This window comes from Saccharothrix australiensis, from assembly GCF_003634935.1.
Lineage (GTDB): Bacteria > Actinomycetota > Actinomycetes > Mycobacteriales > Pseudonocardiaceae > Actinosynnema > Actinosynnema australiense.
Window position 1 is genome coordinate 6,734,056 of the sequence record NZ_RBXO01000001.1, and the last position, 23,531, is coordinate 6,757,586.

Annotated in this window: 23 protein-coding genes; 5 read left to right on the top strand and 18 right to left on the bottom strand. The window is 72.2% G+C overall.

Annotated elements, in window-relative coordinates; genetic code table 11:
- Positions 1 to 41 precede the first annotated feature (41 nt).
- The 5 genes from C8E97_RS28505 to dxr are packed head-to-tail and all read right to left on the bottom strand — an operon-like array spanning position 42 to position 6,366.
- Entirely contained in the window at positions 42 to 1,799 is a 1,758-nt protein-coding gene (locus tag C8E97_RS28505) for a penicillin-binding transpeptidase domain-containing protein (RefSeq protein ID WP_121012624.1), read from the bottom strand.
- Positions 1,800 to 1,859: 60 nt separating this feature from the next.
- A complete protein-coding gene (locus C8E97_RS28510) occupies positions 1,860 to 2,714 on the bottom strand; it encodes a GNAT family N-acetyltransferase (RefSeq protein ID WP_170212018.1) in 855 nt (284 codons plus the stop codon).
- Positions 2,715 to 2,764: 50 nt separating this feature from the next.
- Positions 2,765 to 3,922: a flavodoxin-dependent (E)-4-hydroxy-3-methylbut-2-enyl-diphosphate synthase gene (gene ispG, locus C8E97_RS28515; protein ID WP_121008476.1), complete on the bottom strand. Its 1,158-nt coding sequence runs from the start codon at positions 3,920 to 3,922 to the stop codon at positions 2,765 to 2,767.
- A gap of 27 nt (positions 3,923 to 3,949) precedes the next feature.
- The gene (locus C8E97_RS28520; protein WP_246019245.1) at positions 3,950 to 5,143 is read right to left on the bottom strand and encodes a M50 family metallopeptidase; all 1,194 of its coding nucleotides are present in this window, start codon (positions 5,141 to 5,143) and stop codon (positions 3,950 to 3,952) included.
- Between the two features lie 2 nt (positions 5,144 to 5,145).
- Complete coding sequence (gene dxr / locus C8E97_RS28525) at positions 5,146 to 6,366, bottom strand: 1-deoxy-D-xylulose-5-phosphate reductoisomerase (RefSeq protein WP_121008478.1); 1,221 nt, start codon at positions 6,364 to 6,366, stop codon at positions 5,146 to 5,148.
- 158 nt (positions 6,367 to 6,524) lie between these two features.
- Between dxr and C8E97_RS28530 the strand changes: the two genes are divergently transcribed.
- Entirely contained in the window at positions 6,525 to 6,791 is a 267-nt protein-coding gene (locus C8E97_RS28530; RefSeq protein WP_121008479.1) for a GlsB/YeaQ/YmgE family stress response membrane protein, read from the top strand.
- A gap of 745 nt (positions 6,792 to 7,536) precedes the next feature.
- Here the strand turns inward: C8E97_RS28530 and C8E97_RS28535 are convergent.
- The 6 genes from C8E97_RS28535 to C8E97_RS28565 form a co-directional block, all read right to left on the bottom strand.
- Positions 7,537 to 8,187, bottom strand: a complete 651-nt coding sequence (locus C8E97_RS28535; RefSeq protein ID WP_121008480.1) for a response regulator — start codon at positions 8,185 to 8,187, stop codon at positions 7,537 to 7,539.
- Complete coding sequence (locus tag C8E97_RS28540; protein ID WP_246019246.1) at positions 8,184 to 9,821, bottom strand: sensor histidine kinase; 1,638 nt, start codon at positions 9,819 to 9,821, stop codon at positions 8,184 to 8,186. Before C8E97_RS28540 ends, C8E97_RS28535 begins: the two co-directional genes overlap by 4 nt.
- 40 nt (positions 9,822 to 9,861) lie before the next feature.
- On the bottom strand, positions 9,862 to 10,674 hold the full coding sequence (locus tag C8E97_RS28545) for an ABC transporter permease (protein WP_121008482.1): 813 nt from the start codon (positions 10,672 to 10,674) through the stop codon (positions 9,862 to 9,864).
- Positions 10,671 to 11,519: an ABC transporter permease gene (locus C8E97_RS28550; RefSeq protein ID WP_121008483.1), complete on the bottom strand. Its 849-nt coding sequence runs from the start codon at positions 11,517 to 11,519 to the stop codon at positions 10,671 to 10,673. The genes C8E97_RS28545 and C8E97_RS28550 overlap by 4 nt, the downstream gene beginning before the upstream one ends.
- A gap of 775 nt (positions 11,520 to 12,294) precedes the next feature.
- Positions 12,295 to 13,440, bottom strand: a complete 1,146-nt coding sequence (locus tag C8E97_RS28560) for a polyamine ABC transporter substrate-binding protein (protein ID WP_121008484.1) — start codon at positions 13,438 to 13,440, stop codon at positions 12,295 to 12,297.
- Entirely contained in the window at positions 13,433 to 14,584 is a 1,152-nt protein-coding gene (locus C8E97_RS28565) for an ABC transporter ATP-binding protein (RefSeq protein WP_121008485.1), read from the bottom strand. Before C8E97_RS28565 ends, C8E97_RS28560 begins: the two co-directional genes overlap by 8 nt.
- A gap of 167 nt (positions 14,585 to 14,751) precedes the next feature.
- Here C8E97_RS28565 and C8E97_RS28570 point away from each other — a divergent pair, with 167 nt between their 5' ends.
- Together C8E97_RS28570 and C8E97_RS28575 are read left to right on the top strand one after the other, a co-directional pair.
- Positions 14,752 to 15,009 (top strand): DUF2631 domain-containing protein, encoded by a 258-nt coding sequence (locus C8E97_RS28570; RefSeq protein WP_121008486.1) that lies wholly within the window; start codon positions 14,752 to 14,754, stop codon positions 15,007 to 15,009.
- A gap of 170 nt (positions 15,010 to 15,179) precedes the next feature.
- On the top strand, positions 15,180 to 15,680 hold the full coding sequence (locus C8E97_RS28575) for a beta-class carbonic anhydrase (RefSeq protein ID WP_121008487.1): 501 nt from the start codon (positions 15,180 to 15,182) through the stop codon (positions 15,678 to 15,680).
- A 78-nt stretch (positions 15,681 to 15,758) separates the two neighbouring features.
- Here C8E97_RS28575 and rlmN read toward each other — a convergent pair whose 3' ends face one another.
- The gene (rlmN, locus tag C8E97_RS28580) at positions 15,759 to 16,865 is read right to left on the bottom strand and encodes a dual-specificity RNA methyltransferase RlmN (protein WP_121008488.1); all 1,107 of its coding nucleotides are present in this window, start codon (positions 16,863 to 16,865) and stop codon (positions 15,759 to 15,761) included.
- 107 nt (positions 16,866 to 16,972) lie between these two features.
- On the opposite strand from rlmN, the gene C8E97_RS28585 reads away from it, so the two are divergent.
- Positions 16,973 to 17,602 (top strand): PadR family transcriptional regulator, encoded by a 630-nt coding sequence (locus tag C8E97_RS28585; protein ID WP_121008489.1) that lies wholly within the window; start codon positions 16,973 to 16,975, stop codon positions 17,600 to 17,602.
- A 37-nt stretch (positions 17,603 to 17,639) separates the two neighbouring features.
- Here the strand turns inward: C8E97_RS28585 and C8E97_RS28590 are convergent, their stop codons facing one another.
- Positions 17,640 to 18,386, bottom strand: a complete 747-nt coding sequence (locus C8E97_RS28590) for a class I SAM-dependent methyltransferase (RefSeq protein WP_246019247.1) — start codon at positions 18,384 to 18,386, stop codon at positions 17,640 to 17,642.
- A 55-nt stretch (positions 18,387 to 18,441) separates the two neighbouring features.
- Between C8E97_RS28590 and C8E97_RS28595 the strand changes: the two genes are divergently transcribed.
- On the top strand, positions 18,442 to 19,257 hold the full coding sequence (locus C8E97_RS28595) for a VOC family protein (RefSeq protein ID WP_121008490.1): 816 nt from the start codon (positions 18,442 to 18,444) through the stop codon (positions 19,255 to 19,257).
- Positions 19,258 to 19,299: 42 nt separating this feature from the next.
- Here the strand turns inward: C8E97_RS28595 and C8E97_RS28600 are convergent, their stop codons facing one another.
- The 5 genes from C8E97_RS28600 to rpsB form a co-directional block, all read right to left on the bottom strand.
- Positions 19,300 to 20,175: a phosphatidate cytidylyltransferase gene (locus C8E97_RS28600; protein ID WP_121008491.1), complete on the bottom strand. Its 876-nt coding sequence runs from the start codon at positions 20,173 to 20,175 to the stop codon at positions 19,300 to 19,302.
- A gap of 80 nt (positions 20,176 to 20,255) precedes the next feature.
- Entirely contained in the window at positions 20,256 to 20,813 is a 558-nt protein-coding gene (gene frr, locus C8E97_RS28605; RefSeq protein WP_121008492.1) for a ribosome recycling factor, read from the bottom strand.
- A gap of 47 nt (positions 20,814 to 20,860) precedes the next feature.
- Entirely contained in the window at positions 20,861 to 21,571 is a 711-nt protein-coding gene (gene pyrH / locus C8E97_RS28610; protein WP_246019436.1) for a UMP kinase, read from the bottom strand.
- Positions 21,572 to 21,683: 112 nt separating this feature from the next.
- On the bottom strand, positions 21,684 to 22,499 hold the full coding sequence (tsf, locus tag C8E97_RS28615; protein ID WP_121008494.1) for a translation elongation factor Ts: 816 nt from the start codon (positions 22,497 to 22,499) through the stop codon (positions 21,684 to 21,686).
- Between the two features lie 108 nt (positions 22,500 to 22,607).
- Complete coding sequence (gene rpsB, locus C8E97_RS28620) at positions 22,608 to 23,474, bottom strand: 30S ribosomal protein S2 (protein WP_121008495.1); 867 nt, start codon at positions 23,472 to 23,474, stop codon at positions 22,608 to 22,610.
- Positions 23,475 to 23,531: the final 57 nt, after the last annotated feature.

Consider the following 23,531-nt stretch of genomic DNA (forward strand, 5'->3'; position numbering starts at 1 on the left):
GTTGGTCACAGCGAGTGGAGCGTCCGACACCCGCGCCGCGCTCAGCCCAACCCCCGCAGGAACCGCGCCGAGGCGTCCACCGCCGGAGCGGACGTGTTCGTGCCCAGGAGCAGGGTCGCGAACGCGATGTCGTCCCGGTACCCCACGAACCACCCGTGCGAGTTGGTGCCGTCGCCGAACTGCGCCGTGCCGGTCTTGCCCCGCACCTCCCCGAACGGCCGCAGCTGCGTCGCCGTCCCGGACTCCACGACCTCGCGCATCATCGCCCGCAGCGGCTCCAGCACGGTCGGGCTCGGCGCCGCCGGCCGGTGGTCGACCTGGGTCTCCCGCCCCTTGAGCAGCGTGGGCGTCGGCATGGAACCCCTCGCCGCGGTGGCCGTCGCCAGCGCCATGCCGAACGGGCTGGCCAGCAGCTTGCCCTGCCCGAACCCGTCCTCCGCGCGCTCCACCACGTCGGTCGCGGGCGGCACCGAACCGGTGATGGTCGTGATGGCCGGGATGTCGAAGTCGACGCCGAGGCCGAACTTGTCGGCCTGCGCGGTGAGCGCGTCGGCGGGCATCCCGGCCGCGAGCTGCGCGAACGTCGTGTTGCAGGAGAACGCGAACGCCGAGTGCAGCGGGATGGTGCCCTTCTCGAACTCCTTGTCGTTGGGCACGACCCGCCGCCCGTCGATGGTCACCCTCGCCGGGCACGGCTGCGGCGAGTCGGCGGCCACCCCGGACTCCAGCGCCGCCGCCGCCGTGATGAGCTTGAACGTCGAGCCGGGCGGGAACTGCCCGGTCAGCGCGATCGGCCCCTGCGCGTCGGCCGGCCCGTTCTGCGCGACCGCCAGGATCTCGCCGGTGGACACCGACAGCGCCACCAGCATCGCGGGCTCGGCGACCGGCTCCAGCGCGTCCTCCGCCGCCGTCTGCGCGGTCCGGCTCAGGCCCGTGGTCACGGCCTGCGCCGGCTCGGGCGCGACCTCGTGCAGGATCTCCACCTGCCCGCCGGACGCGTTCGCGGTGTAGATCCGCAGGCCCGACCGACCCGCGATGTCCTCCTCGACGGCCTTGCGCACCGCGGGCAGCACCTGCGAGCCGAAGTCACGCGACGGGGCGAGCAGCGACGTCTGCGACGTGAACCGCACGCCCGGCAGCTCGTAGATCGCGGGTTTCACGGTCTGGTAGTCGGCGTCGCGCAGCGCCGCGACCTGGTAGACCTGCCCGGCGGGCAGCTTGCCGACGCCGTCGGTGATGCTTTGCGCCGTGATGGCCGGGTCGATCCGGCCCAGCGCGCCGCCCAGCGCGCCCGCCACGGCCGCGACGTCGCCCGCCTGCGCCGGGTCCAGCAGGACCGACACCACCTGCTCGGGCGCGAGCAGCGGCGCTCCCTCCCGGTCCAGCACGGGCGCCAGGGCGGGTTTCACGTCGGTCGCGCCGATGGTCTGCTGGACCGCGAGCTTGGGGTGCACGACGGACGGCGCCCAGTGCACCTTCCAGGCGTCCTCTTCGCGCCGCAGGTCGAACTTCGCCTGGTAGGACCACGTGCGCTGGTGCCCGAGGTCCCAGTCGAGCCTCGCCGTGGCGTCCGCCGCGGCGGACTCGCCCGCCGACCGGACCTGTTCCACGGACGCGCGCAGCGGCGCGGACTTCAGCGCGCCGCGCACCTTCTCCAGCAGGTCCTTCGCCGCGCCGGGGTCGTCGGTGAGCGCCGCCGCGCCCTCGACGTCACCGCTCGCGAGCTTCCCGAGGAAGTCGCCCGCGACCTGGTCGGGACCGGGCCGGGACGAGAACAGGCCGCACCCGCTGAGCACCATGAGCGTCACGACCGCCAGCGCGGTTCCCCGAAGCGTCACGGGTGCGAGTATGCCCAACACCTAGAACAGGACGGTCGCGTACTGCCCCACTTGGCTGAACCCGATCCGGCGATAGGCGGCTTTGGCGACCTCGTTGTAGCCGTTCACGTACAGCGAGGCGGTGCGGCCGAGGCCGCGCACGAGCCGTTCGGCGACGGCGGCGGTCCCGGCGGTGCCGATGCCGTGCCCGCGCCGGTCCGGCCGCACCCAGACGCCCTGGATCTGCCCGACCTTCGCCGACATCGCGCCGATCTCGGCCTTGAACACGACCTCGCCGCCCTCGAACCGGGCGAACGCCCGACCGCCCGCGATGAGTTCGGCGACCCGCGCCCGGTAGGACGCTCCGCCGTCCTCGGCGCACGGGTCGACGCCGACCTCCTCGACGAACATCCCGATCGCCGCGGGCAGGTACCGGTCCAGCTCCTCCGGGCGCACCGGGCGGACCAGCGGGTCGGGCGGCACGGCCGGGCTGCCGCCCAGCGCCATCAGCGGCTGGTCGTCGCGCACCTCGCGCGCCGGGCCCCAGTCCGGGGCCAGTTCCGCCCACAGCCCGAGCACCTGCTCGGCGGGGCCGACCAGGGACGAGCACATCCGGCCGCGCCGCCGCGCCCGGTCGGCGAAACCCCGCAGCGCGGAGGCGTTGCCGCGCAGCGGGATGAGGTTCGGACCGGCGAAGCACAGGGCGTCGACCCGGCCGCCGCGCAGCGAGCGGTGGTCGTACGCCCACACCTCGCCGCCCAGCCGCCACGGGTCCAGGCCCGCGACCTCGACCCGCGCGGCCACCATGCAGGAGGCCACCGGGTCGTCCGCCAGCAACGCGAGCACCCCGCCCAGGTCCCGCTCGTCCAGCAACCGCGCGCCAGCCAACCTCAGCACGGGTTCAAGCCTGCCAGATCGACCGCATTCCACGCGCGCCAGCCACCCGCTCAGCCGACCGTGACCACCGGTCCGCCCGCCTCGACGCCCTCGCCCATCTCCTCGGCGATGCGCATGGCCTCCTCGATGAGGGTCTCCACGATCTGGTGCTCGGGCACGGTCTTGACGACCTCGCCCTTGACGAAGATCTGGCCCTTGCCGTTGCCCGACGCCACGCCGAGGTCGGCTTCCCGCGCCTCGCCGGGACCGTTGACGACGCAGCCCATGACGGCGACCCGCAGCGGGACCTCCATCCCCTCCAGACCGGCCGTGACCTGCTCGGCGAGCGTGTAGACGTCGACCTGGGCCCGACCGCAGGACGGGCAGGACACGATCTCCAGCTTGCGCGGGCGCAGGTTGAGCGACTGGAGGATCTGGTGGCCGACCTTGACCTCCTCGACCGGCGGCGCGGACAGCGACACCCGGATGGTGTCGCCGATGCCCTGCCGCAGCAGCGCGCCGAACGCCACCGCCGACTTGATCGTGCCCTGGAACGCCGGGCCCGCCTCGGTCACGCCCAGGTGCAGCGGGTAGTCGCACTGCTCGGCCAGCAGTTCGTAGGCCCGCACCATGACCACCGGGTCGTTGTGCTTGACCGAGATCTTCAGGTCGTGGAAGTCGTGCTCGGCGAACAGCGACGCCTCCCACAGCGCCGACTCCGCCAGCGCCTCGGGCGTCGCCTTGCCGTACTTGGCCATCAGGCGCGGGTCGAGCGACCCCGCGTTCACGCCGATGCGGATCGGGGTGCCGCGGTCGCGCGCGGCGGCGGCGATCTCGCGGACCTTGTCGTCGAACTTCTTGATGTTGCCGGGGTTCACGCGGACCGCCGCGCACCCGGCGTCGATCGCCGCGAACACGTACTTGGGCTGGAAGTGGATGTCCGCGATCACCGGGATCTGCGACTTCTTCGCGATCGCGGGCAGCGCGTCCGCGTCGTCCTGCGACGGGCACGCCACCCGCACGATGTCGCAGCCGGCCGCCGTCAGCTCCGCGATCTGCTGCAGCGTCGCGTTGACGTCCGCCGTGACGGTCGTCGTCATCGACTGCACCGACACCGGGAACTCGCTGCCCACCCCGACCGACCCGACCATCAGCTGCCGGGTCTTGCGCCGCTCGGACAGCACGGGAGGCGGCAATGCCGGAATCCCGAGCATCACGCCGTCACTCATGAACAAACACCTCTCACTGTTCCGCGATCACTGGAGCCGGATGGGGTTGACGATGTCCGCGGTCACGGTCAGCAGCGTCACCGCGCCGCCGACGAAGATCACGAGGTAGGTCAGCGGCAGCAGCCGCAGGTAGTTGACCGGCGCGCCGGCGGGCATCCCGCGCAGCTTCCGGATCCAGTTTCGCACCCGCTCGTACAGGTTGACGGCGATGTGACCACCGTCAAGCGGCAGCAGCGGCAGGAGGTTGAACACACCGACGAAGAAGTTCAGCCCGGCCAGCATCAGGAAGAAGAACGGCCACAGGCCCGCCTCGACCGCCTCACCGCCCAGCCGGGACGCGCCGACGACGCTCACCGGGGAGTCCACGTCGCGCTCGGCGCCGCCGATGGCCTTGACCACGGCGGGGATCTTCTCGGGGAAGCGCAGCAGGCCCTTCCACGTGTTGGCGAACATGTCGCCGGTGGCGCGGGTGGCGCCGCCGACCGCGGTGAGCGCGTTGTACTCGAACCTGGTCTGGTGGATGATCCCGATCGCGCCGACTTCCTTGGTGTAGCGGGAGCCGTCCTTGCGCTGGAACTCGCGGTCCACGCGCGCCACGTCCGCCGTCAGGGTGATCTCGCGGTCGTCGCGCAGCACGCGGAACTCCGTCGAGCCGAAGCGGTCGCGGGTCAGCTTCAGCACGTCCTGCCAGGTCGGCGTCGCGGTGCCGGCGACCGCCAGGATCTCGTCGCCCGCCTGGAACCCGGCCTGCGCGGCGGGCGAGGAGTCGCCCGGCCCGCAGTCGGGCGCGGCGGTGCTCTGCACGCACGGCGCGACCTGCGCGACCAGCGGCGTGTCGCGCAGGTTGGGCATGCCGAAGGTGGCCGCCATCAGGTACAGGATGATGAAGCCGAGGATGAAGTGCGTGATCGAGCCCGCGCTCAGCACGACGACCCGCTTCCAGGTCTTCTGCCGGTAGAACGCGCGGTGCCGGTCCTCCGGCCGCACCTCCTCCAGCGCGGTCATGCCGGTGATCTCGCAGAACCCGCCGGCGGGGATGACCTTCAGCCCGTACTCGGTCTCGCCGCGCCGGAACGACCAGATCTTCGGCCCGAACCCGATGAAGTACCGGGTCACCTTCATCCCGAACATCTTCGCCGTGGCCAGGTGGCCCAGCTCGTGCAGCGCGATCGAGATCCCGATCAGCAGGGCGAAGAGCAGAATGCCCAAAAAGAAGACCACGGTCAGTCCCTTCCCGACCCCACCGAAGTGGCCACGAGTTCCCGCGCCCGCGCCCGGGCCCATTCCTCGGCGGCGAGCACCTCGGCGACGTCGGAGGGCTCGTGCGCCCAGCCGTCCGCCGCCGCCAGCACCCGGTCCACCGTGTCCACGATGGACGTGAACGACGTGCCGCCCGCGAGGAAGACGGCGACGGCTTCCTCGTTGGCGGCGTTGTAGACGGCGGGCAGGCAGCCCCCGCCGGAGCCCGCCTGCCTGGCCAGCCGGACCGCCGGGAACACCTCGTCGTCCAGCGGCTCGAAGGTCCAGGCGGTCGGTGACCCGAAGGTACACGGGGCGGCGGCGCCGGGGACGCGGTCGGGCCAGCCCAGGGCCAGCGCGATGGGCAGCTTCATGTCCGGCGGGCTGGCCTGGGCGAGCGTCGAGCCGTCGGTGAAGGAGACCATCGAGTGGACCACCGACTGCGGGTGGACCACCACGTCGATGCGGTCGTACGGGACGTCGAACAGCAGGTGGGCCTCGATCAGCTCCAGCCCCTTGTTCACCAGGGTGGCCGAGTTGACGGTGATGACGGGCCCCATCGACCAGGTCGGGTGGGCCAGGGCGTCGGCGGCGGTCACACCGGCCAGCTCGGCCCGCCCGCGACCGCGGAACGGCCCGCCGGACGCCGTGAGGACCAGCCGGTCGACCTCCTCGCGCCGACCGCCGCGCAGGCACTGCGCGAGCGCCGAGTGCTCGGAGTCGACCGGCACGAGCTGACCGGGCGCGGCGGCCTTGAGCACCAGGGGCCCGCCCGCGATCAGCGACTCCTTGTTGGCCAGCGCCAGCGTCGCGCCGGAGGCGAGGGCGCGCAGCGTCGGCTCCAGCCCGATCGAGCCGGTGATGCCGTTGAGCACGACGTCGGCGGGCGTCGAGTCGACCAGGTCGGCCATCGCCGCAGGTCCGGCGAGGATGCGCGGCAGCTTGAACGAGCCCTGCGCGTAGCCGCGGCGCTGCGCCTCGGCGTACAGCGCGAGCGTCACGTCCTCGACGGCCGTGGCCCTGGCGACGGCGACCGCCTCGACCCCGAACTCGACGGCCTGGGCGGCCAGCGCCCGCGGATCGGCGCCGCCCGCGGCCAGCCCGACGACGGAGAAGCGGTCCCGGTTGGCGGCGATGACGTCGAGGGCCTGGGTGCCGACCGAGCCGGTGGACCCCAGGACCAGGACCGTGCGTGAGGTGCTCATCGCCAACCATTGTTCCGGAACCAACCTGATAGCCCGCACAGCGGTACTCAGGTCACAGAATGGTAACGCACGCGTGGGCTCACCCAAAGGTGGGCAACCCCTGATCAAGAGCCGCTGACGGATTCCGCCCGTCGCGGTCGTCAGGAAGGAGACCCCCCGTGGGCATCTTGGGTTGGATCGTCCTCGGCCTCATCGCAGGCGCCATCGCCAAGGCCATCATGCCTGGTCGCGACCCCGGCGGCATCATCATCACCATGCTGCTCGGCATCGTCGGCGCCATCGTCGGAGGGTTCGTGGGCAAGGCCATCTTCGGCACCGACATCAACACGTTCTTCAGCCTGAGCACGTGGTTGCTGGCCATCCTCGGCTCGCTCATCGTGCTGGGCATCTACCGCCTGGTAACGGGCAACCGAGCCCGCGCCTGACGCGTTCCCCCCTCGCACAGGCGCGAACCAGCGCCCCCTCCCGGTTTCCCCCGCCGGCGAGGGGGCGCTTCACGCGCGGATTTCAGACCCCGCCGCCCCACCCGACCCGACTTCACCCGCCCCCAGGCACACACCACGGCTGCTGCGTGTCATCCCCGTACGGCCTGCCCGCAGGGCAACCACGCTCGTCAGAGGGGCGCAAGCACGCTTCACCGCTTGCGCCCCTCTGACGAGCGTGGTGGTCTTTGACAGGCCGTACGGGGATGACACGCAGCCTTGCAAAGCTTCGAAGAAGCTTTGCCCTCATCCTTGGTGGCCTGCCTGTCCGGCGAGGACGCTTTTTGTTCGGCTGAGATCCGCGCGGAAGTTCTTCGGTTTTGGCGGGTCAAAGCGGAAAAGAAGGGCGCTCGCCGCTGGGCAGGCCGCCGGGGGAGGAAAAACAAAAGCCAAGGCGTCGTGTTCTCCCCGCATGACCTGTCAAAGACCACCACATTTGTCGAGGGGGTGCAAGCGGTGAAGCGTGCTTGCACCCCCTCGACAAATGTGGTTGCCCTGCGGGCAGGCCATACGGGGAGAACACGAGGTCACAGCTCTGTGCGGCGCGAGCAAGGGCGTGGGCGTGGATCTGCGCGGGGTGAGCAGGGCAGGGGTCTGTGCGGCGCGCCCGGAGTCCCCGGCCCGACTCGATCATCCCACGGAAAACGCTCCATCCCGGCAAATCCGGAATGTCCCCGATCTGGTGAAATCACCCCGCCAATCCCGCGTCCCGCGCCAGCAGCGCCGCCTGCACGCGGTTCGTGAGGCCGAGTTTCGCCAGCAACCGGCTGACGTAGGTCTTCACGGTCGCCTCGCTCATGTGGAGTCGTTGGCCGACATCGGCGTTGGACATGCCCAACCCCAGCAGGGCGAGCACCTCCACCTCACGCTCCGTCAACCCCTCGACCTGCCGTCGCGCCTCCTGGCGGCGTGGTTGCCCCACCTGGGCGACCATCCCCACCACGCGGCTGGTCACCATCGGCGACAGGTACGCCTCACCCGAATGGACGGCCCGCACCGCGCGCAGCAGCTCCTCCGGGGCCGAGTCCTTCAGCAGGAACCCCGCCGCGCCGTCGGACAGCGCCCGCACGATGTTGTCGTCCTCGCCGAACGTGGTCAGCATCACGACCCGCACCGAGGGCGCGACGGACCGCAGCTCGCGCGCCGCGCCGAGGCCGTCCAGCCTCGGCATCCGGATGTCGAGCACGGCGACGTCGACCCGCCGTTCGAGGGCGATGCGCACGGCTTCGCGCCCGTCACCCGCCTCGCCCACGAGTTCGATGTCGTCGGCGGTGCCGAGGATGGCCATGATGCCCGCGCGCATCAACGGCTCGTCGTCGGCGATCAGGACCCGGATCAACGTTCACGTCCTTGCTGGTGGGTGGCCTTCTCGACGAGCTTCCCGCCGGCGAAGCAGAATCGCACGATCCTGGTCGACCGCTCGGAGTACCGCTGCTCGTCCGCGACCAGGTAGTCGCACCGGGCGCCCGGCGGCTCGGGCGGCGCGTCGGACCGCAGCTCGCCGATCGGCGGCGGCGCGCCCTCGGGCAGTTTCGCCAGCACCGCCGACTCCGCGTCGCCGACCTGGACGGAGTCGTAGGTCTCCGCGGTGACGAACCGCGAGATGGGCTGGCTGCCGAGCCAGGTGTAGCCGCCGACGACGACCACGACGACCACCCCGGCGAGCAGGATCGAGCCGACGCCGGCCCACTTGCGGATGCCGCTCGGCTTCACCTGCTCCGCGGGCGCCTCGTCGGACGGCTCGTCGTCCGCTGCGGCGGTGTCCTCGTACGGGAGCACGGCGGCGATCCGGAAGCCGCCGGACGGCAGTTCGCCGACGTGCAGCATCCCGCCCGCGAGCCGCACCCGCTCGCCGAGGCCGATCAGGCCGAACCCGCTCCCGTCGGCGGGCTTGACGCGGGCCGGGTTGTTGCGCACCTCGACGACCAGCGCGTCCGGCTCGTACTTGACCGTCACCTGGACGCTCGCGCCGGGCGCGTGCTTGCTGGCGTTGGTCAGGCCCTCCTGCGCGATCCGGTACGCCGCGTGGCTGACCTTCGCGGGCAGCGGGCGCGGCTGGCCGCCGCGCACGAGGCTCACCCGGACACCCGCCCGCCGCGCGCCCTCCACCAGCTCGTCGATGGCGTCGACGGTCCGCCGGACCTGGTCCTCCTCGGGCTCGTCGCGCCGCAGCACGCCGATCACCCCGCGCAGCTCCTCCATCGCGGTGAGGGCGGCGCTGCGCAGCACCTGCACGGCCTCGCGCTGCCGGTCGCCGAGCCCGGTGTCGAGGGCGAGCGCGCCCGCGTGCACGGAGATGAGGCTGAGCCGGTGGCCGAGGCTGTCGTGCATGTCCTGGGCGATCCGGTTGCGCTCGCGCAGCCGCACCTGGCGGGACACCATCCGGCGTTCGCGGGTCAGCGTCTCCTCGCGGTCCTGCAACGCGGCGACCAGGGCGTTGCGCTGCGCGGTGTAGCGGCCGACGAGGAACGGCAGCGCGACGACCATGCCGTAGACGGTGAGGATCACCCACGACCCGAAGGGCTTCTCCAGCCCCGGCGTCGACGCGTCCGCCACGATCAGGTACAGGGCGAGCCCGAACGCGGCGGTGGCCACCGATCGCTGCCACGGCACGATCCGGTAGCCCGCGGCGTAGGACAGCATGATGATCGGCGCGATCCCGCCGTGCTCGGCGGCGAACACGACCCAGATGGCCAGCAGCAGCGCCAGCGCCGGGAACGCCAGCCGCAGGAGGTACACCCCGACGTAGACCCCGCCGAGCGCGGCGTAGGACGCCGGTGGGACGCGGGCGTCGCCGACGAGCCAGCCGGGGTACACGTCGAGCACGACGATGACGGCGATCGCGAGCAGCTCGCGGCCGACCCGCCACGGGGTGACCTCGCGGAGGCGGCGGGCGCGGTCGCGCAGGAACGCCACCGGGGCCGCCCGGAGCCCGGCGCCCTCCGGCCGCAGGCGCTGCACAACAGAGGTCACACGGGACAACGTTAAACGACCTCCCCGGCCCCGTCGGCGTTCATTCGTCGCGGTTCGGCTCGACGAAAGTTGACGCGCGGGCCCGTCGGCCGGCCAGCAGGACACCGGCGACGAGCAGCGCGGCGCTGGCCGCGACCATCAGCGTGGACAGGGCGACGATCTCCGGCGACACGCCGCGCTTGCTCGCCTGCGCGTAGACGAACACGGGCAGCGTGGTGGACCCGACGCCGGTGAGGTAGCTGGACGTCACCACGTCGTCGAACGACAGCAGGAACGCGAACGCCGCGCCCGCCGCCACGGCCGGGGCGACCAGCGGCATGGTGACGGTCCGGAACGCCACGAGCGGGCTCGCGCCGAGGTCGGCGGCGGCCTCCTCCAGCCGGTGGTCCAGGCCCGCGACCCGCGACCGCACCACGACCACCACGAAGCTCAGCGAGAACGCGACGTGCGCGGCCAGCAGCGCGCCGAACCCGAGGGGCACGCCGGCGAGCTTGACGCAGAACCCGAGCAGCGCCACGCCCAGCACGACCTCGGGCACGACCAGCGGCAGGCTCAGCAGCAGCGTCCACAGGCCGCGGCCGGGGAACGCCCGCCGCAGCCCGAACGCCGCCAGCGTGCCGATCACCGTGGAGACCGCGGCGCTGGCCGCCGCGAGCCGCAGCGTCAGCCCCAGCGACTCCAGGACCCGGTCGTCGGCGAACAGCTCGGCGTACCACCGGGTCGACAGGCCGGTGATCCGGCTCAGCGAGCGGGAGTCGTTGAACGACACGGCCGCGAGCCACGCGATCGGGGCGTAGAGGAAGCAGAGCACCAGCCCGGCGACGCCGCCGAGCAGCCACGGTCGGCGGTTCACAGCACGTCCTCCCCGCGGCGTCCGCGCGCCACCAGCACCACCGCGACGAGCACCAGCAGCAGCACGGCCATCGCCGAGCCGAGCGGCCAGTTGTTGCCGCCCCGGAACTGGTCGTCGATCACGCTGCCGAACGTCGCCTGGTCCACCCCGCCCAGCAGCCGGGGCGTCACGAAGTCGCCCGCCGCGGGCACCAGCACCAGCAGCGACCCGGCGAGCACGCCGGGCAGGACGCCGGGCAGCACGACGCGCGCGAACGTCGACACCCGCCCGTGCCCGAGGTCGTAGGACGCCTCCACCTGCCGGTGGTCGAACCGCTCGCAGGCGACGTACAGCGGCAGCACCATGAACGGCAGGAACCCGTAGGTCAGGCCGACGACGACCGCGCCGTCGGTCAGCAGGAACCCGCCGTCCCGGTCCAGCCCGACGAGGCCGAGCAGCCGGTTGACCAGCCCCTCGCCGTCCAGCAGCGCCTTCCACGCGTAGATGCGGGCGAGGTAGCTGGACCAGAACGGCACCAGCACGGCGGCCAGCAGCGCCGTCCGGTACCGGCCGCCGTGCCGCGCGATGAACCAGGCGAGCGGGAAGCCCAGCAGCAGGCACAGCGCGGTCGTCGCGCCCGCGTAGGCCAGGGTCCGGCCGAAGATGGGCAGGAACGCCGGGTCCAGCGCGGTCAGGTAGGCGCGGGTGGTCCACGGCAGCACGGCGCGCGCGACGCCCGTGTCCCGCGTCGCGAAGCTGAACTGCACCACCAGGGCCAGCGGCGCGAGGAGGAAAACCCCCAGCCAGAGGCCGGTGGGCAGGAGCAGACCGGTGGCGACGAGCCACCTGCGCCGGGTCGGGAACACGAGCGCACATGATGCCACGCGGACGCCCCGGCACCGACTCGGAACCACCACCCACAGCCGGAACGTCAGCGACCACTTCGGAACATGTCTGCACCGTGGTGAACATGAGTGTCCACCTGCTGGAAACCGCGACCCGCGTGCTGCCGGCCGATCCGTCCGCGTCGCTGGGCGACGTCGCCAAGGCCGCCGGCATCGGCCGCACCACGCTCCACAAGCGCTACCCACCCGCCAGGACCTGGTGGTGGCGCCGGCGGACGCCGCGCTGGACGTGGTCGACCGGGCGGTCGAGGGCATCGGCCTCGCCGAGCCGACGCACGAGGTGCTCGACCGGCTGGTCGCCGCGCTCGTGCCACTGGGCCCCGGCTCCGGGCCGACCTGCCCACCTGGTGGGTGCTCGCCGCGCTCCACGCGGGCGTCTACAGCACGTGGGAGGCCATCGCGGCCGGCCGCCTCGCACCGCTGGACGCGCCGCGCCCCGTGCTCACCACCGTCTTGGAAGGAGTCCGGGCATGACCACGCTCAACGAGATCAGGTTCGTCCCGGCCCGACGGCCGGCAGGGCGTCAGGCCGCTGGTTCAGCCTCGTGGGCCGGCTCGACACCACCGATCGCCGAGTACGGGCGCGTCGTCTGGCGGGACCTCGACGGCCCGGCGACCCTGGCCCAGGCCCGCGCCCTCAAGCGTGCGCGCACTGGCCCGCCTGCCCGGACTGGCGCCGTCGGGCCCGCCGCGCCGCCGGGCGTCGACCGTGCCCCGCGGCTACGCGGAGTTCCCCGTCAGCCGGTCTTGACCCTCGTCCACGCGTCGGCGTAGCGGGCCTCGACCTCGCCGCCGAACTCCTTGGTGAACGGCAGCTTCGCCAGCTGCTCCGCCGGCGGGTACACCAGCGGGTCGTCCAGCAGCTCGCGGGCGATCAGCGGCTTGGCGGCGGCGTTGGGGCTGCCGTACCGGACGGCGTTCGCCAGCGCCGCGCCCACCTCGGGGCGCAGGACGTAGTCGATGAACCGGTGCGCGTTCACCGCGTGCGGCGCGTCCTTCGGCACGCACAGCAGGTCCACGTAGGACAGGCCGCCCTCGCTCGGGATGGCGTAGGCGATGTCCGGGTTCGCGTCCCGCGCCTGGAACGCGTCGCCGGAGTAGGACTGCGCCAGCGGCACCTGGCCGCCGGTCAGCGGCTCGATGACGTCGGAGGTGATCTGCCCGATCTTCTTCTTCAGCTCCAGCAGCACCGCCACCGCCTCGTCGAGGTGCCGGGCCTCGGTGGTGTTCGGGTCGTGGCCCGCCCTGAGCAGCCCGAGCGCCAGCGCGTCCCGCGCCTCGTCCAGGATCGTGCTGCGGCCCTGCGCGGCGGCCAGGTCGTAGGCCGCGAACCCGGTCACCTCGCCGAGCTGCGACTTCGAGTACGCGAGGCCCGTCGTGCCCCACGCCCACGGCACCGAGTAGGTGTTGCCGGGGTCGTAGTCGGCCTCGGTGAACCGCCGGTCCAGGTTCGCCAGGTTCGGCAGCAGGTCGTGGTCCAGCGGCGTCAGCAGGCCCGACCGCAGGAACCGGCGCAGGAAGTTGTCGCTGGGCACCACGAGGTCGTAGCCCGCCGCGCCGGAGGCGATCTTGGCCTCCATCTCGTCGTTGGTGCTGAAGTTGTCGTAGGTGACGGTGATGCCGCTCGCGGCCTGGAAGCCCGACAGCGTGTCCGGCGCGATGTAGTCGGTCCAGTTGTAGAAGTTCAGCCGGGGCTCGTCCCTGGCGTTGACCGCCTTCGCGCCGGACGTGGGCGCGTCGTTCGCGCTCGGCGCCTCGCCGACGCCGCACGCGCCGGTCGCGGCCAGCGCGAAGAACGCCGTGGAGCGCAGCACGGCGCGGCGGGACACCCGCGGGCTGCCGACGTCCCACAGGCGGGCGATCCGGAGGTCTCGGTCAGTCATCCGCGTTCTCCAACAGCACGGTGAAGTCGGGGTTCCAGGCCAGGCGCACCGGCTGGCCGGGCGCGCCCGCGTCGTCGATGCGGCGGGTGTTCTGCACGAACGCGACCAGCTCGCCCCCGCCGGGGATGTCGACCACGAACTGCGTCGACACCCCGGTGTACACGACGTCGCGCACGGTGCCGTTGAACACGCACCACCCCGGCGGCGGATCACCCGACTGGTCGTACAAGTGCACCTTCTCGGGGCGGACGGTCGCCGCGACGCGCCGGCCGTGGCGGGCGTGGCCGTTGAGCGGCGCGCGCAGCCGCGTCACGCCCGGCGCGTCCAGCTCGACCCAGCGACCGTCCACACCGGACACCTTGGCGTCGAGGATGTTGGACGTGCCGATGAACCCCGCCACGAACCGCGTCGCGGGCCGCTCGTAGACGTCCTCCGGGTAGCCGACCTGCTCCAGCCGCCCGGCGTTCATCACGGCGATCCGGTGGGACAGGACCAGGGCTTCCTCCTGGTCGTGCGTCACGTACAGGAACGTCGTGCCGACCTCGCGCTGGATGCGCATCAGCTCGATCTGGAGTTCCTTGCGCAGCACGGCGTCGAGCGCGCCCAACGGCTCGTCCAGCAGCAGCAGCCGCGGCCCGGCCGCCAGCGCGCGGGCGATCGCCACCCGCTGCTGCTGGCCGCCGGACAGCTGGGCGGGCCGGCGGCGGGCGAACGGGCCCAGCCGCACCAGATCCAGGTGCTCGCCGACGGTCTTCTTCACCGCGTCGCCCCGGACGCCCTTGCGCTTCACGCCGTAGGCCACGTTGTCCCACACCGACATGTGCGGGAACAGCGCGTAGGACTGGAAGACCGTGTTCACGTCGCGCCGGTAGGGCGGCACGCCGACCATGTCGACGCCGTCCAGCTCGATCCGGCCGGCGTCCGGGCGCTCGAACCCGGCGATCATGCGCAGCAGGGTCGTCTTGCCGCAGCCGGACGGCCCGAGGACGGAGAAGAACTCGCCCTCGTGGACGCGCAGGGTGATGTCGTCCACCGCGGTCTGGTCGGAGAACCGCTTGGTCACCCCGTGGAGACCGACCTCGACGGGTGCGTAGGTGTCCGGGGTGGGTTCCTCGGCCGGGTGGAAGCCGGGCAGCTCGGTCAACTCGTGGCCTTTCGGGCAGCGCTCGGGCGGTTCGGGCGTCGCCCGGTCGAACAGCGGCCGAGGGTAGACGCCGGGGCGGTGCCGCGCACCTCACGTCTCGGGCGTGCCCATGATGTGCGACGATTGCCGCGTTGGCGAACGTGATCGGGCAGGAAGGTCGTGCGGCTGTGTCTTCGTCCTCGGAACTGGACAAGCGTCCGGCGGTCGACACCCACGAGGAGCCGTCGGCCGAGTGGGGCTGGCACGGCACCTTCCCGAAGGGCATCCGGATCGCGGGCTGGCTGTCCGTGCTGGCGACGTTCTCCCTGCTGATCGGCAACCACCACGGCCGCACCGAGAACATCTGGGTCATCGCGTTCGGCGCCGGCATGGCGCTGCTGCTGATCTGGGAGCAGGTGCGCAGCCGCACCTCCTGGCGCCGCTAGGTCCGGGTGCCGGACCACCGGTGTCCGGCGCGGCGCCCCGCCCTCGTCGGGGTTGTCGCCGACACCGAGCGTTTCCCATCGTGTGAACCCCGGTTGCGGGCACGTGCGACCGCCAGTTGGCTCAGTGTCGCGCATCACCCCGCCAGCTCTCCACACGAGGGAGACCCGCCATGTCCGTCACGGACGAACTCCTCGCCAACAACGACGCGTACGCCGGGCAGTTCAGCGGACCGCTGCCGCTGCCCCCGTCCAAGCAGCTCGCGATCGTCGCCTGCATGGACGCCCGCCTGGACGTCTACCGCGTGCTCGGCCTCAACGAGGGCGAGGCGCACGTCATCCGCAACGCGGGCGGTGTGATCACCGAGGACGAGATCCGGTCGCTCGCGATCAGCCAGCGCCTGCTCGGCACCAGGGAGATCATCCTCATCCACCACACCGACTGCGGGATGCTCACCTTCACCGACGACGACTTCAAGCGGTCGATCCAGGACGAGGTGGGCGTGAAGCCGCCGTGGGCGGCGGAGGCGTTCAAGGACGTGGACGAGGACGTGCGCCAGTCCGTCGCCCGCATCCGCAACAGCCCGTACATCCCGGTGAAGGACTCGATCCGCGGCTTCGTGTTCGACGTGGCGACCGGGAAGCTGTCCGAGGTGCAGGTCGAGGCGGACTGACCGCCGGGCGGTTCGGCGGCGGCCGGCGCGACGCCCGGCCGCCGGTGCACCGCCCCGGAGCGGCGCGCCCGCGTCCGGTCAGCCCTCGGCGGCGAGCTGCCCGCAGGCGGCGGCGATCTCCTGGCCGCGCGTGTCCCGGACGGTGCAGGCGACGCCCTGCTCGTTGACCCGGCGCACGAACTCCCGCTCCACCGGCTTCGGCGACGCGTCCCACTGGCTGCCCGGCGTCGGGTTCAGCGGGATCACGTTCACGTGCACCAGCTGCCCGAGGTGCTTGCGGAGCACCTTGCCCAGCAGGTCCGCGCGCCACGGCTGGTCGTTGACGTCCCGGATCAACGCGTACTCGATGCTGACGCGGCGGCCGGTCCGGTCCGCGTAGCCGCGCGCCGCCTCCAGCACCTCGGCGACCTTCCACCGGGTGTTCACCGGGACCAGCGTGTCCCGCAGCTCGTCGTCCGGCGTGTGCAGCGACACGGCCAGCCGCACCTGGAGGTTCTCCTCGGTCAGCTTCCGGATCGCGGGCACCAGGCCGACCGTCGACACCGTCACCGACCGCTGGGAGATGCCGAGGCCGCGCGGCGCCGGGTCGCAGATCCGGTGCACCGCCTCGACCACCCGCTTGTAGTTGGCCAGCGGCTCGCCCATGCCCATGAACACGATGTTGGACAGCCGGCCGGGCCCGCCCGGCAGCTCGCCGTCGCGCATGGCCGCCGCGCCGCGCCGCACCTGGTCCACGATCTCGGCCGTCGACAGGTTCCGCGTCAGCCCGCCCTGGCCGGTCGCGCAGAACGGGCACGCCATGCCGCAGCCCGCCTGGCTGGAGATGCACAGCGTCGCGCGGTCCGGGTAGCGCATCAGGACGCTCTCGACCAGCGTGCCGTCGTGCGCCCGGAGCAGCGTCTTCCGGGTCGTGCCCCCGTCGGCCTCGACCGCGCGCAGCTCGGTCCACAGCGGCGGCATCAGGTCGGCCACCAGCTTCTCCCGCGCGGACGCCGGGATGTCGGTCATCTCGACGGGGTCGACGGTCAGCCGGCCGAAGTAGTGGTGGGACAGCTGGGCCGCGCGGAACGGCTGCTCGCCCAGCGCCGCCACCGCCTCCCGGCGCTGGTCGGCGGTGAGGTCGGCGAGGTGGCGCGGCGGCAGGCCGCGCTTGGGCGCGTCGAAGACGAGGGGGAGTGCAGTCATAGCACCCTCCAGTGTCCCACGTCCGCACGACCGGAATCACCGTTGCATCGCGATACGTTCCGATATATCGTCGACGCATCACAACCGATCGACGAAGGAGCGACACCATGCGTTTCCACCACGACCACCCCGGCCGGCGACACGAACGCCACCACCGGGAGCACGGGTTCGGCGACCCCCGACGGGGCTTCGGCGGCGGTTTCGGGCGTCCGCCGGTGCCGCCCGAGCCACCGGGCTTCTTCCGCGGCGGCGGCGAGCGCGGGCACGGCAGGCAGCGCCGGGGCAACGTCCGCGCGGCCGTCCTGACGCTGCTGGCCGAACGGCCCATGCACGGCTACGAGATGATCCAGGAGATCGGCAGGCGCACCGACGGCCTCTGGCGGCCCAGCCCCGGCTCGGTCTACCCGACGCTGCAACTGCTGGCCGACGAGGGCCTCGTCGCGGCCACCGAGGAGCCGGGCGGCAAGAAGCTGTTCACGCTCACCGAGCCGGGCCAGGCGGAGGCGGCCAAGCTGGAGGGCGCGCCGCCGTGGCAGCAGGTCAACGACGGGATCGACCTGCACGCCGCGAAGCTGCGCACGGCGTCCCGGCACCTGGGCTCGGCGATGCAGCAGATGGCGCACGCGGGCACGCGCGAGCAGAAGGCGCGGGCCGTCGAAGTCCTCAACGAGGCCCGGCGCAAGCTCTACGCCATCCTCGGCGAGCTGGACGTCGAAGAGGACACCGACGACGAGTGAGCCCGGCGGGGCCGGCGGACGCGCGTCCGCCGGCCCGCTACGGCAGCACGAGGCCGGACGGCTTGCGCCGGGTGTGGACGCGGTAGCCGACCTCGAACGACAGGCCGGGCGTCGCGGCGATCGCCCGTTCGGCGACCTTCGCGGAGAACTCGATGCGCAGCACCGCCGCCAGGTCCTCCCGCGTCTCGAACCGCCACCGCGCACGCACCCGGCGCAGCGCGAACCCGTGCGCCGCGAAGAACGCCTCCACCTCCGCCGGGTGGTAGCGGGGCTCGTCGGCGCACAACCACGGCCCGTACGGCTCGGCCGCGCCGTCGAGGTCCACGATCGCGAGCGTGCCGCCGGGCCGCAGCACCCGGTCCGCCTCGCGCAGGCCCGGCTCGCAGCCGGGGCCGAAGAAGTACGCCGTGCGCGCGTGCACGAGGTCGGCGGTGGCGTCCGGCAGCGGCAGCCGCTGCGCGGGACCGGCGACCACCGAGGCGTTGGGCGTGCCCGCCACCCGCTCGCGCGCCCGGTCCACCAGCGGCGGGTGCGGCTCGACCCCGACGACCCGCGCCGCGTCCCGCGCGAACACCGGCAGGTGGAAGCCGTCGCCGCAGCCGACGTCGACCACGTCCCGACCGGTCCAGTCGCAGGCTTCGCGCAATGCCCGCCAGATCGCGCCGTCGACGTCCTGCGCGCGGTTCTCGACCTCGTAGACGGCGGGCCACCGCCAGATGTTCGGGCTCGGCAGGACGTCGGCGGGTCGGACGGCGGACCAGGCGGCGCGGACGAATCCCTTCACGCCGACGACTGTAGAGCCGTACCGTGATCCTCCCCCGCCGCGCAGGAGGCAACCGGTGTCCATCGTCCCGAACTCCCCCGCCCTGGCCGAACCGCTCCACGGGGCGCCGTGCTGGGTCGAACTGCCCACCCCGGACGAGCGGGCGGCGATCGACTTCTACACCGGCCTGTTCGGCTGGACCTACGCCGACGTGCACGGCCGCACCATCGCCGTCGTGGCGGGGCTGCCGGTCGCCGAGCTGCTGCCCGCCGACGGCGGTTTCGGCTGGACGCTGTACCTGAACACCCCGCACGCGCGGGCGACCGCCGAGAAGGCGCACGCGCTCGGCGGGCACGTGCTGCGCGCACCCGACGACGTGTCCACGCTGCTGGCCGACCCGACCGGCGGCGTGATCGGCTTCCGGCACGTGCCGCCCGACTGGCTGTTCGGGACGGACGGGCACGGCGCGTACGCGTGGGCCGAGCTGAACACCCGCGACGGCGCGACGGCCGACGCGTTCTTCCAGGAGCTGTGCAACTTCGAGATCACCCAGATCGGCGACGGGCAGGCCGTGGACTACACGACCTGGGCCGTCGAGGGCCACACCGTGCTGGGCCGCCAGCGCATGGGCCGGGCGTTCCCGCCGGAGACGCCGGCGCACTGGATGGTGTACTTCACCGCCGCGCCCGAGATCGGGACGGACTCCGTCGCGTCCCGCGTGCTGGAGCTGGGCGGGCGCATCGTGGTGGAGCCCTACGACACCCCGTTCGGCAGGATCACCGTGGCCGCCGACCCCGCGGGCAACACCTTCTCGGCGATCGACCCGACCCGGCAGGCGCCCCTGTCCGAAGAGGAGACCGGCGCGCCGGTGGACGACCCCTACGACGACTGACGACCCCTTCGACGGCCGGCGCCGCCGTGCCCGCGCGTCACCTCACGCGGGCACGAACGCCTGGAGCAGCAGCCACGACACGACCGCCGACGGCAGCAACGAGTCCATCCGGTCCATCAGCCCGCCGTGCCCCGGCAGCAGCGTGCCCATGTCCTTGATCTTCAGGTCGCGCTTGATCAGCGACTCGACCAGGTCGCCGGTCGTGGCGGTGACCACCAGCGCGGCGCCGAACAGCACGCCCTGCCACCACTGGCCGTCGAGCATCAGCCCGACGGTGAGCGCGCCGCCGACCATGCCGGCCGCCAGCGAACCCGCGAAGCCCTCCCAGGACTTCTTGGGGCTGATGGAGGGCGCCATCGGGTGCTTGCCGAAGAACACGCCCGCCGCGTACCCGCCCGTGTCGGACAGGACCACGCCGATGAGGAAGCACAGCACGCGGGCCACGCCGTCCTCGGCGACCACCAGCATCACCGCGAACGCGGCGAACACCGCCACGTAGACCACGGTGAACACGGACGCGGTGACGTCCCGCAGGTACCCGTCCGCGCCGTCCTTCAGCCGCCAGATCAGGCACACCAGGACGGTGACCGCGAACGCGGTCAGCACGCCCTCGCGCCCGTACGGCCAGGCCAGCCAGACCACCGCCTGGCCGCCGAGCAGCACGGGGGGCAGGACGACCCGGATGCCCGCGCCGCGCCGCACCGCGCCCGCCAGCTCGTACATCGACACCGCCACGGCGATCGCGACGACGCCGACGAACAGCTGCCGGACCGTGAACAGGGCGAACAGGATCACCACGCCGAGGCCGACGCCGACGGCGACGGCCGCCCGCAGGTCCCGGCCGGCGCGCGACGTGCTCCGGCCGGTCGACCCGTCCGCCGCCTCGCCGGCCGCGCCCTGCTCACCGCCGCCTGACACCTGTGCTCCTATCACGGCCGCCGACCGGCCGGGGATGACCTGCGGCCGGCCGTGCGGCCGGACGACACCGACGCGTCCACCTAGACCTCGAGCAGCTCGGCTTCCTTGTGCTTGACCAGCTCGTCGACCTGGGCGACGTAGCGGTGCGTCACGTTCTCCAGCTCCTTCTCGGCGCGGACGCCCTCGTCCTCGCCGACCTCGCCGTCCTTGACCAGGCGGTCCAGCTCCTCCTTGGCCTTGCGGCGGATGTTGCGGATGGAGACCTTGGCGTCCTCGCCCTTGCCCTTGGCCACCTTCACCATCTCGCGGCGGCGCTCCTCGGAGAGCTGGGGGATCACCACGCGGATCACGGCGCCGTCGTTGCTCGGGTTCACGCCCAGGTCCGAGTCGCGGATGGCCTTCTCGACCGAGTTCAGCTGGCTGGTGTCGTAGGGCTTGATGACCGCCATCCGCGCCTCCGGGATGGCGACGCTGGCCAGCTGGTTCAACGGGGTCGGCGAACCGTAGTACTCGACGACGATGCGGGAGAACATGGCGGGCGTGGCGCGGCCGGTGCGCACCGCCGCCAGGTCTTCCTTCGCCACGGACACCGCTTTTTCCATTTTCTCCTCGGCGTCGAGGAGGGTCTCGTCGATCACGGCTGACTCCCTATGGTGTGCGAAGTTCGGCTCAAATCCCAGCAGGTCTAGAAAGACGGGCGACCACCGGGGGTGCTCACCAGCGTGCCGATCTTCTCACCGCGCACGGCCCGCGCGATGTTCCCCTCGGTGAGCAGGTTGAACACCAGGATCGGCATGTTGTTGTCCATGCAGAGGCTGAACGCGGTCGCGTCCGCCACGCTCAGGCCGCGTTCGAGCACTTCGCGGTGCGTGATGTGGTCGAACATCTGCGCGTCCGGGTCGACCCTCGGGTCCGCCGTGTAGATGCCGTCCACCGCCTTGGCCATCAGCACGACCTCGCAGCCGATCTCCAGGGCGCGCTGCGCGGCGGTGGTGTCGGTGGAGAAGTAGGGCATGCCCGCGCCGCCGCCGAAGATCACCACGCGACCCTTCTCCAGGTGGCGCATGGCCCGGCGGGGGATGTAGGACTCGGCGACCTGGCCCATCGTGATGGCGGTCTGCACGCGCGTGTCGATGCCGTGTTCGCGCTCCAGGAAGTCCTGCAACGCCAGGCAGTTCATGACCGTGCCCAGCATGCCCATGTAGTCGGCCCGGCTGCGGTCCATGCCGCGCTGCTGGAGTTCGGCGCCCCGGAAGAAGTTGCCACCGCCGATGACGACGGCGACCTGGACCCCTGTTCGGACGACCGCGGCGATCTGGCGCGCGACGGTCTGCACGACGTCGGGATCGACGCCCACCCCGCCACCGCCGAACATCTCGCCGCCGAGTTTGAGCATGACCCGGTGGTAACCGTGGCCCGGCTCCTCGTCTACCTCTGCGCTCACAGGTCCTCCTCTGGACACGGCAAGGGCGGGGTTGCCCCGGTGCGCAACCCCGCCCTCACGCGAATCAGGCTTCGCCGACCTCGAACCGGGCGAAGCGGGTCACGGTGACCCCGGCCTCGTCCAGCACGGCCTTGACGGTCTTCTTGGACTCCGTCACCGACGCCTGCTCCAAGAGCACGACGTCCTTGAAGAAGCCGTTCACCCGGCCCTCGACGATCTTGGGCAGCGCGGCCTCCGGCTTGCCCTCCTCGCGCGAGGTCTCCTCGGCGATGCGGCGCTCGTTGGCGACCACGTCGGCGGGCACCTCGTCGCGGGTGAGGTAGCGGGGGCGCATCGCGGCGATCTGCATCGCGGCGCCGCGCGCGGCGTCCTCGTCGTCACCGGTGTACTCGACCACGACGCCCACGGCGGGCGGCAGGTCGGCGGCGCGGCGGTGGAGGTAGGTGGTGACGGTGCCGTCGAAGATCGCGACCTTCGCCAGCTCCAGCTTCTCACCGATCTTGGCCGAGAACTCCTGGACCACGGCGTCGACGGGCTTGCCGTCGAGGTCGGTGGCCTTGAGCGCCTCGACGTCCGCCGGGCGGGTGGCCTTGGCGACGGCGACGATCCGGGCGGCCAGCTCCTGGAAGTCGGCGTTCTTGGCCACGAAGTCGGTCTCGCAGCGCAGCTCGATCATCACGCCGTCCTCGGCGGAGACCAGGCCGTTGGAGGTGGTGCGCGCGGCGCGCTTGTCGACGTCCTTCGCACCCTTGATGCGCAGGATCTCGACCGCCTTGTCGAAGTCGCCGTCAGCCTCTTCCAGCGCCTTCTTGCAGTCCATCATGCCTGCGGCGGTCAGCTCGCGCAGGCGCTTCACGTCAGCGGCGGTGTAGTTCGCCATCGTGCCGGTTTCCGTTCCTTCTGCGGGATACGCGCGGGGGTGTTGCGGTGGCCTGGTGCCGGCGCGCACGCCGTGCCCGCGTGTGCGGCGGGCACGGCGTGCGACGGGTCAGGACTGCGGAGCGGCCTCGGAGCCCTCGGCGGGCTGGGCGGCCTCGGCGGCGGCCTCGGCCGGCTTGGTGGCCTCGGCGCCCACGAGCAGCTCCTGCTCCCACTCGGCCAGCGGCTCGTCGGTCGCGACGCCCGGCTCGGGCTTGTCCGCGCCGTCGGCGGCGTTGGTGCGCGCGCCGGAACGGGCCATCAGACCGGCGGCGGCGGCCTCGGCCACGACCTTGGTCAGCAGCGCGGCGGACCGGATGGCGTCGTCGTTGCCCGGAATCGGGTAGTCGACCTCGTCGGGGTCGCAGTTCGTGTCGAGGATCGCCACGATCGGGATGTTGAGCTTGCGCGCCTCGCCGACCGCGATGTGCTCCTTCTTGGTGTCCACGATCCAGACGGCGCTGGGCACCTTGGACATGTCGCGGATACCGCCGAGCGTGCGCTCCAGCTTGTCCTTCTCGCGGTTCATCATCAGGATTTCCTTCTTGGTGAAACCCTGGAAACCGCCGGTCTGCTCCATCGACTCCAGCTCCTTGAGCCGCTGGAGGCGCTTGTGCACCGTGGAGAAGTTCGTGAGCATGCCGCCCAGCCAGCGCTGGTTCACGAAGGGCATGCCGACGCGGAGGGCCTCGTTGGCGATGGCCTCCTGCGCCTGCTTCTTCGTGCCGATGAACAGGATCGACCCGCCGTGCGCGACCGTCTCGCGGACGAACTCGTACGCCCGGTCGATGTAGGTCAGCGTCTGCTGGAGGTCGATGATGTAGATGCCGTTGCGCTCGGTGAAGATGTAGCGCTTCATCTTCGGGTTCCAGCGACGGGTCTGGTGCCCGAAGTGCACGCCGCTGTCGAGCAGCTGCTTCATGGTGACGACGGCCATGGCCGGATTCGCACCTCTTCGATCAGGCGCGCCGGCCGGGCCGGCACGCGTTCCGGT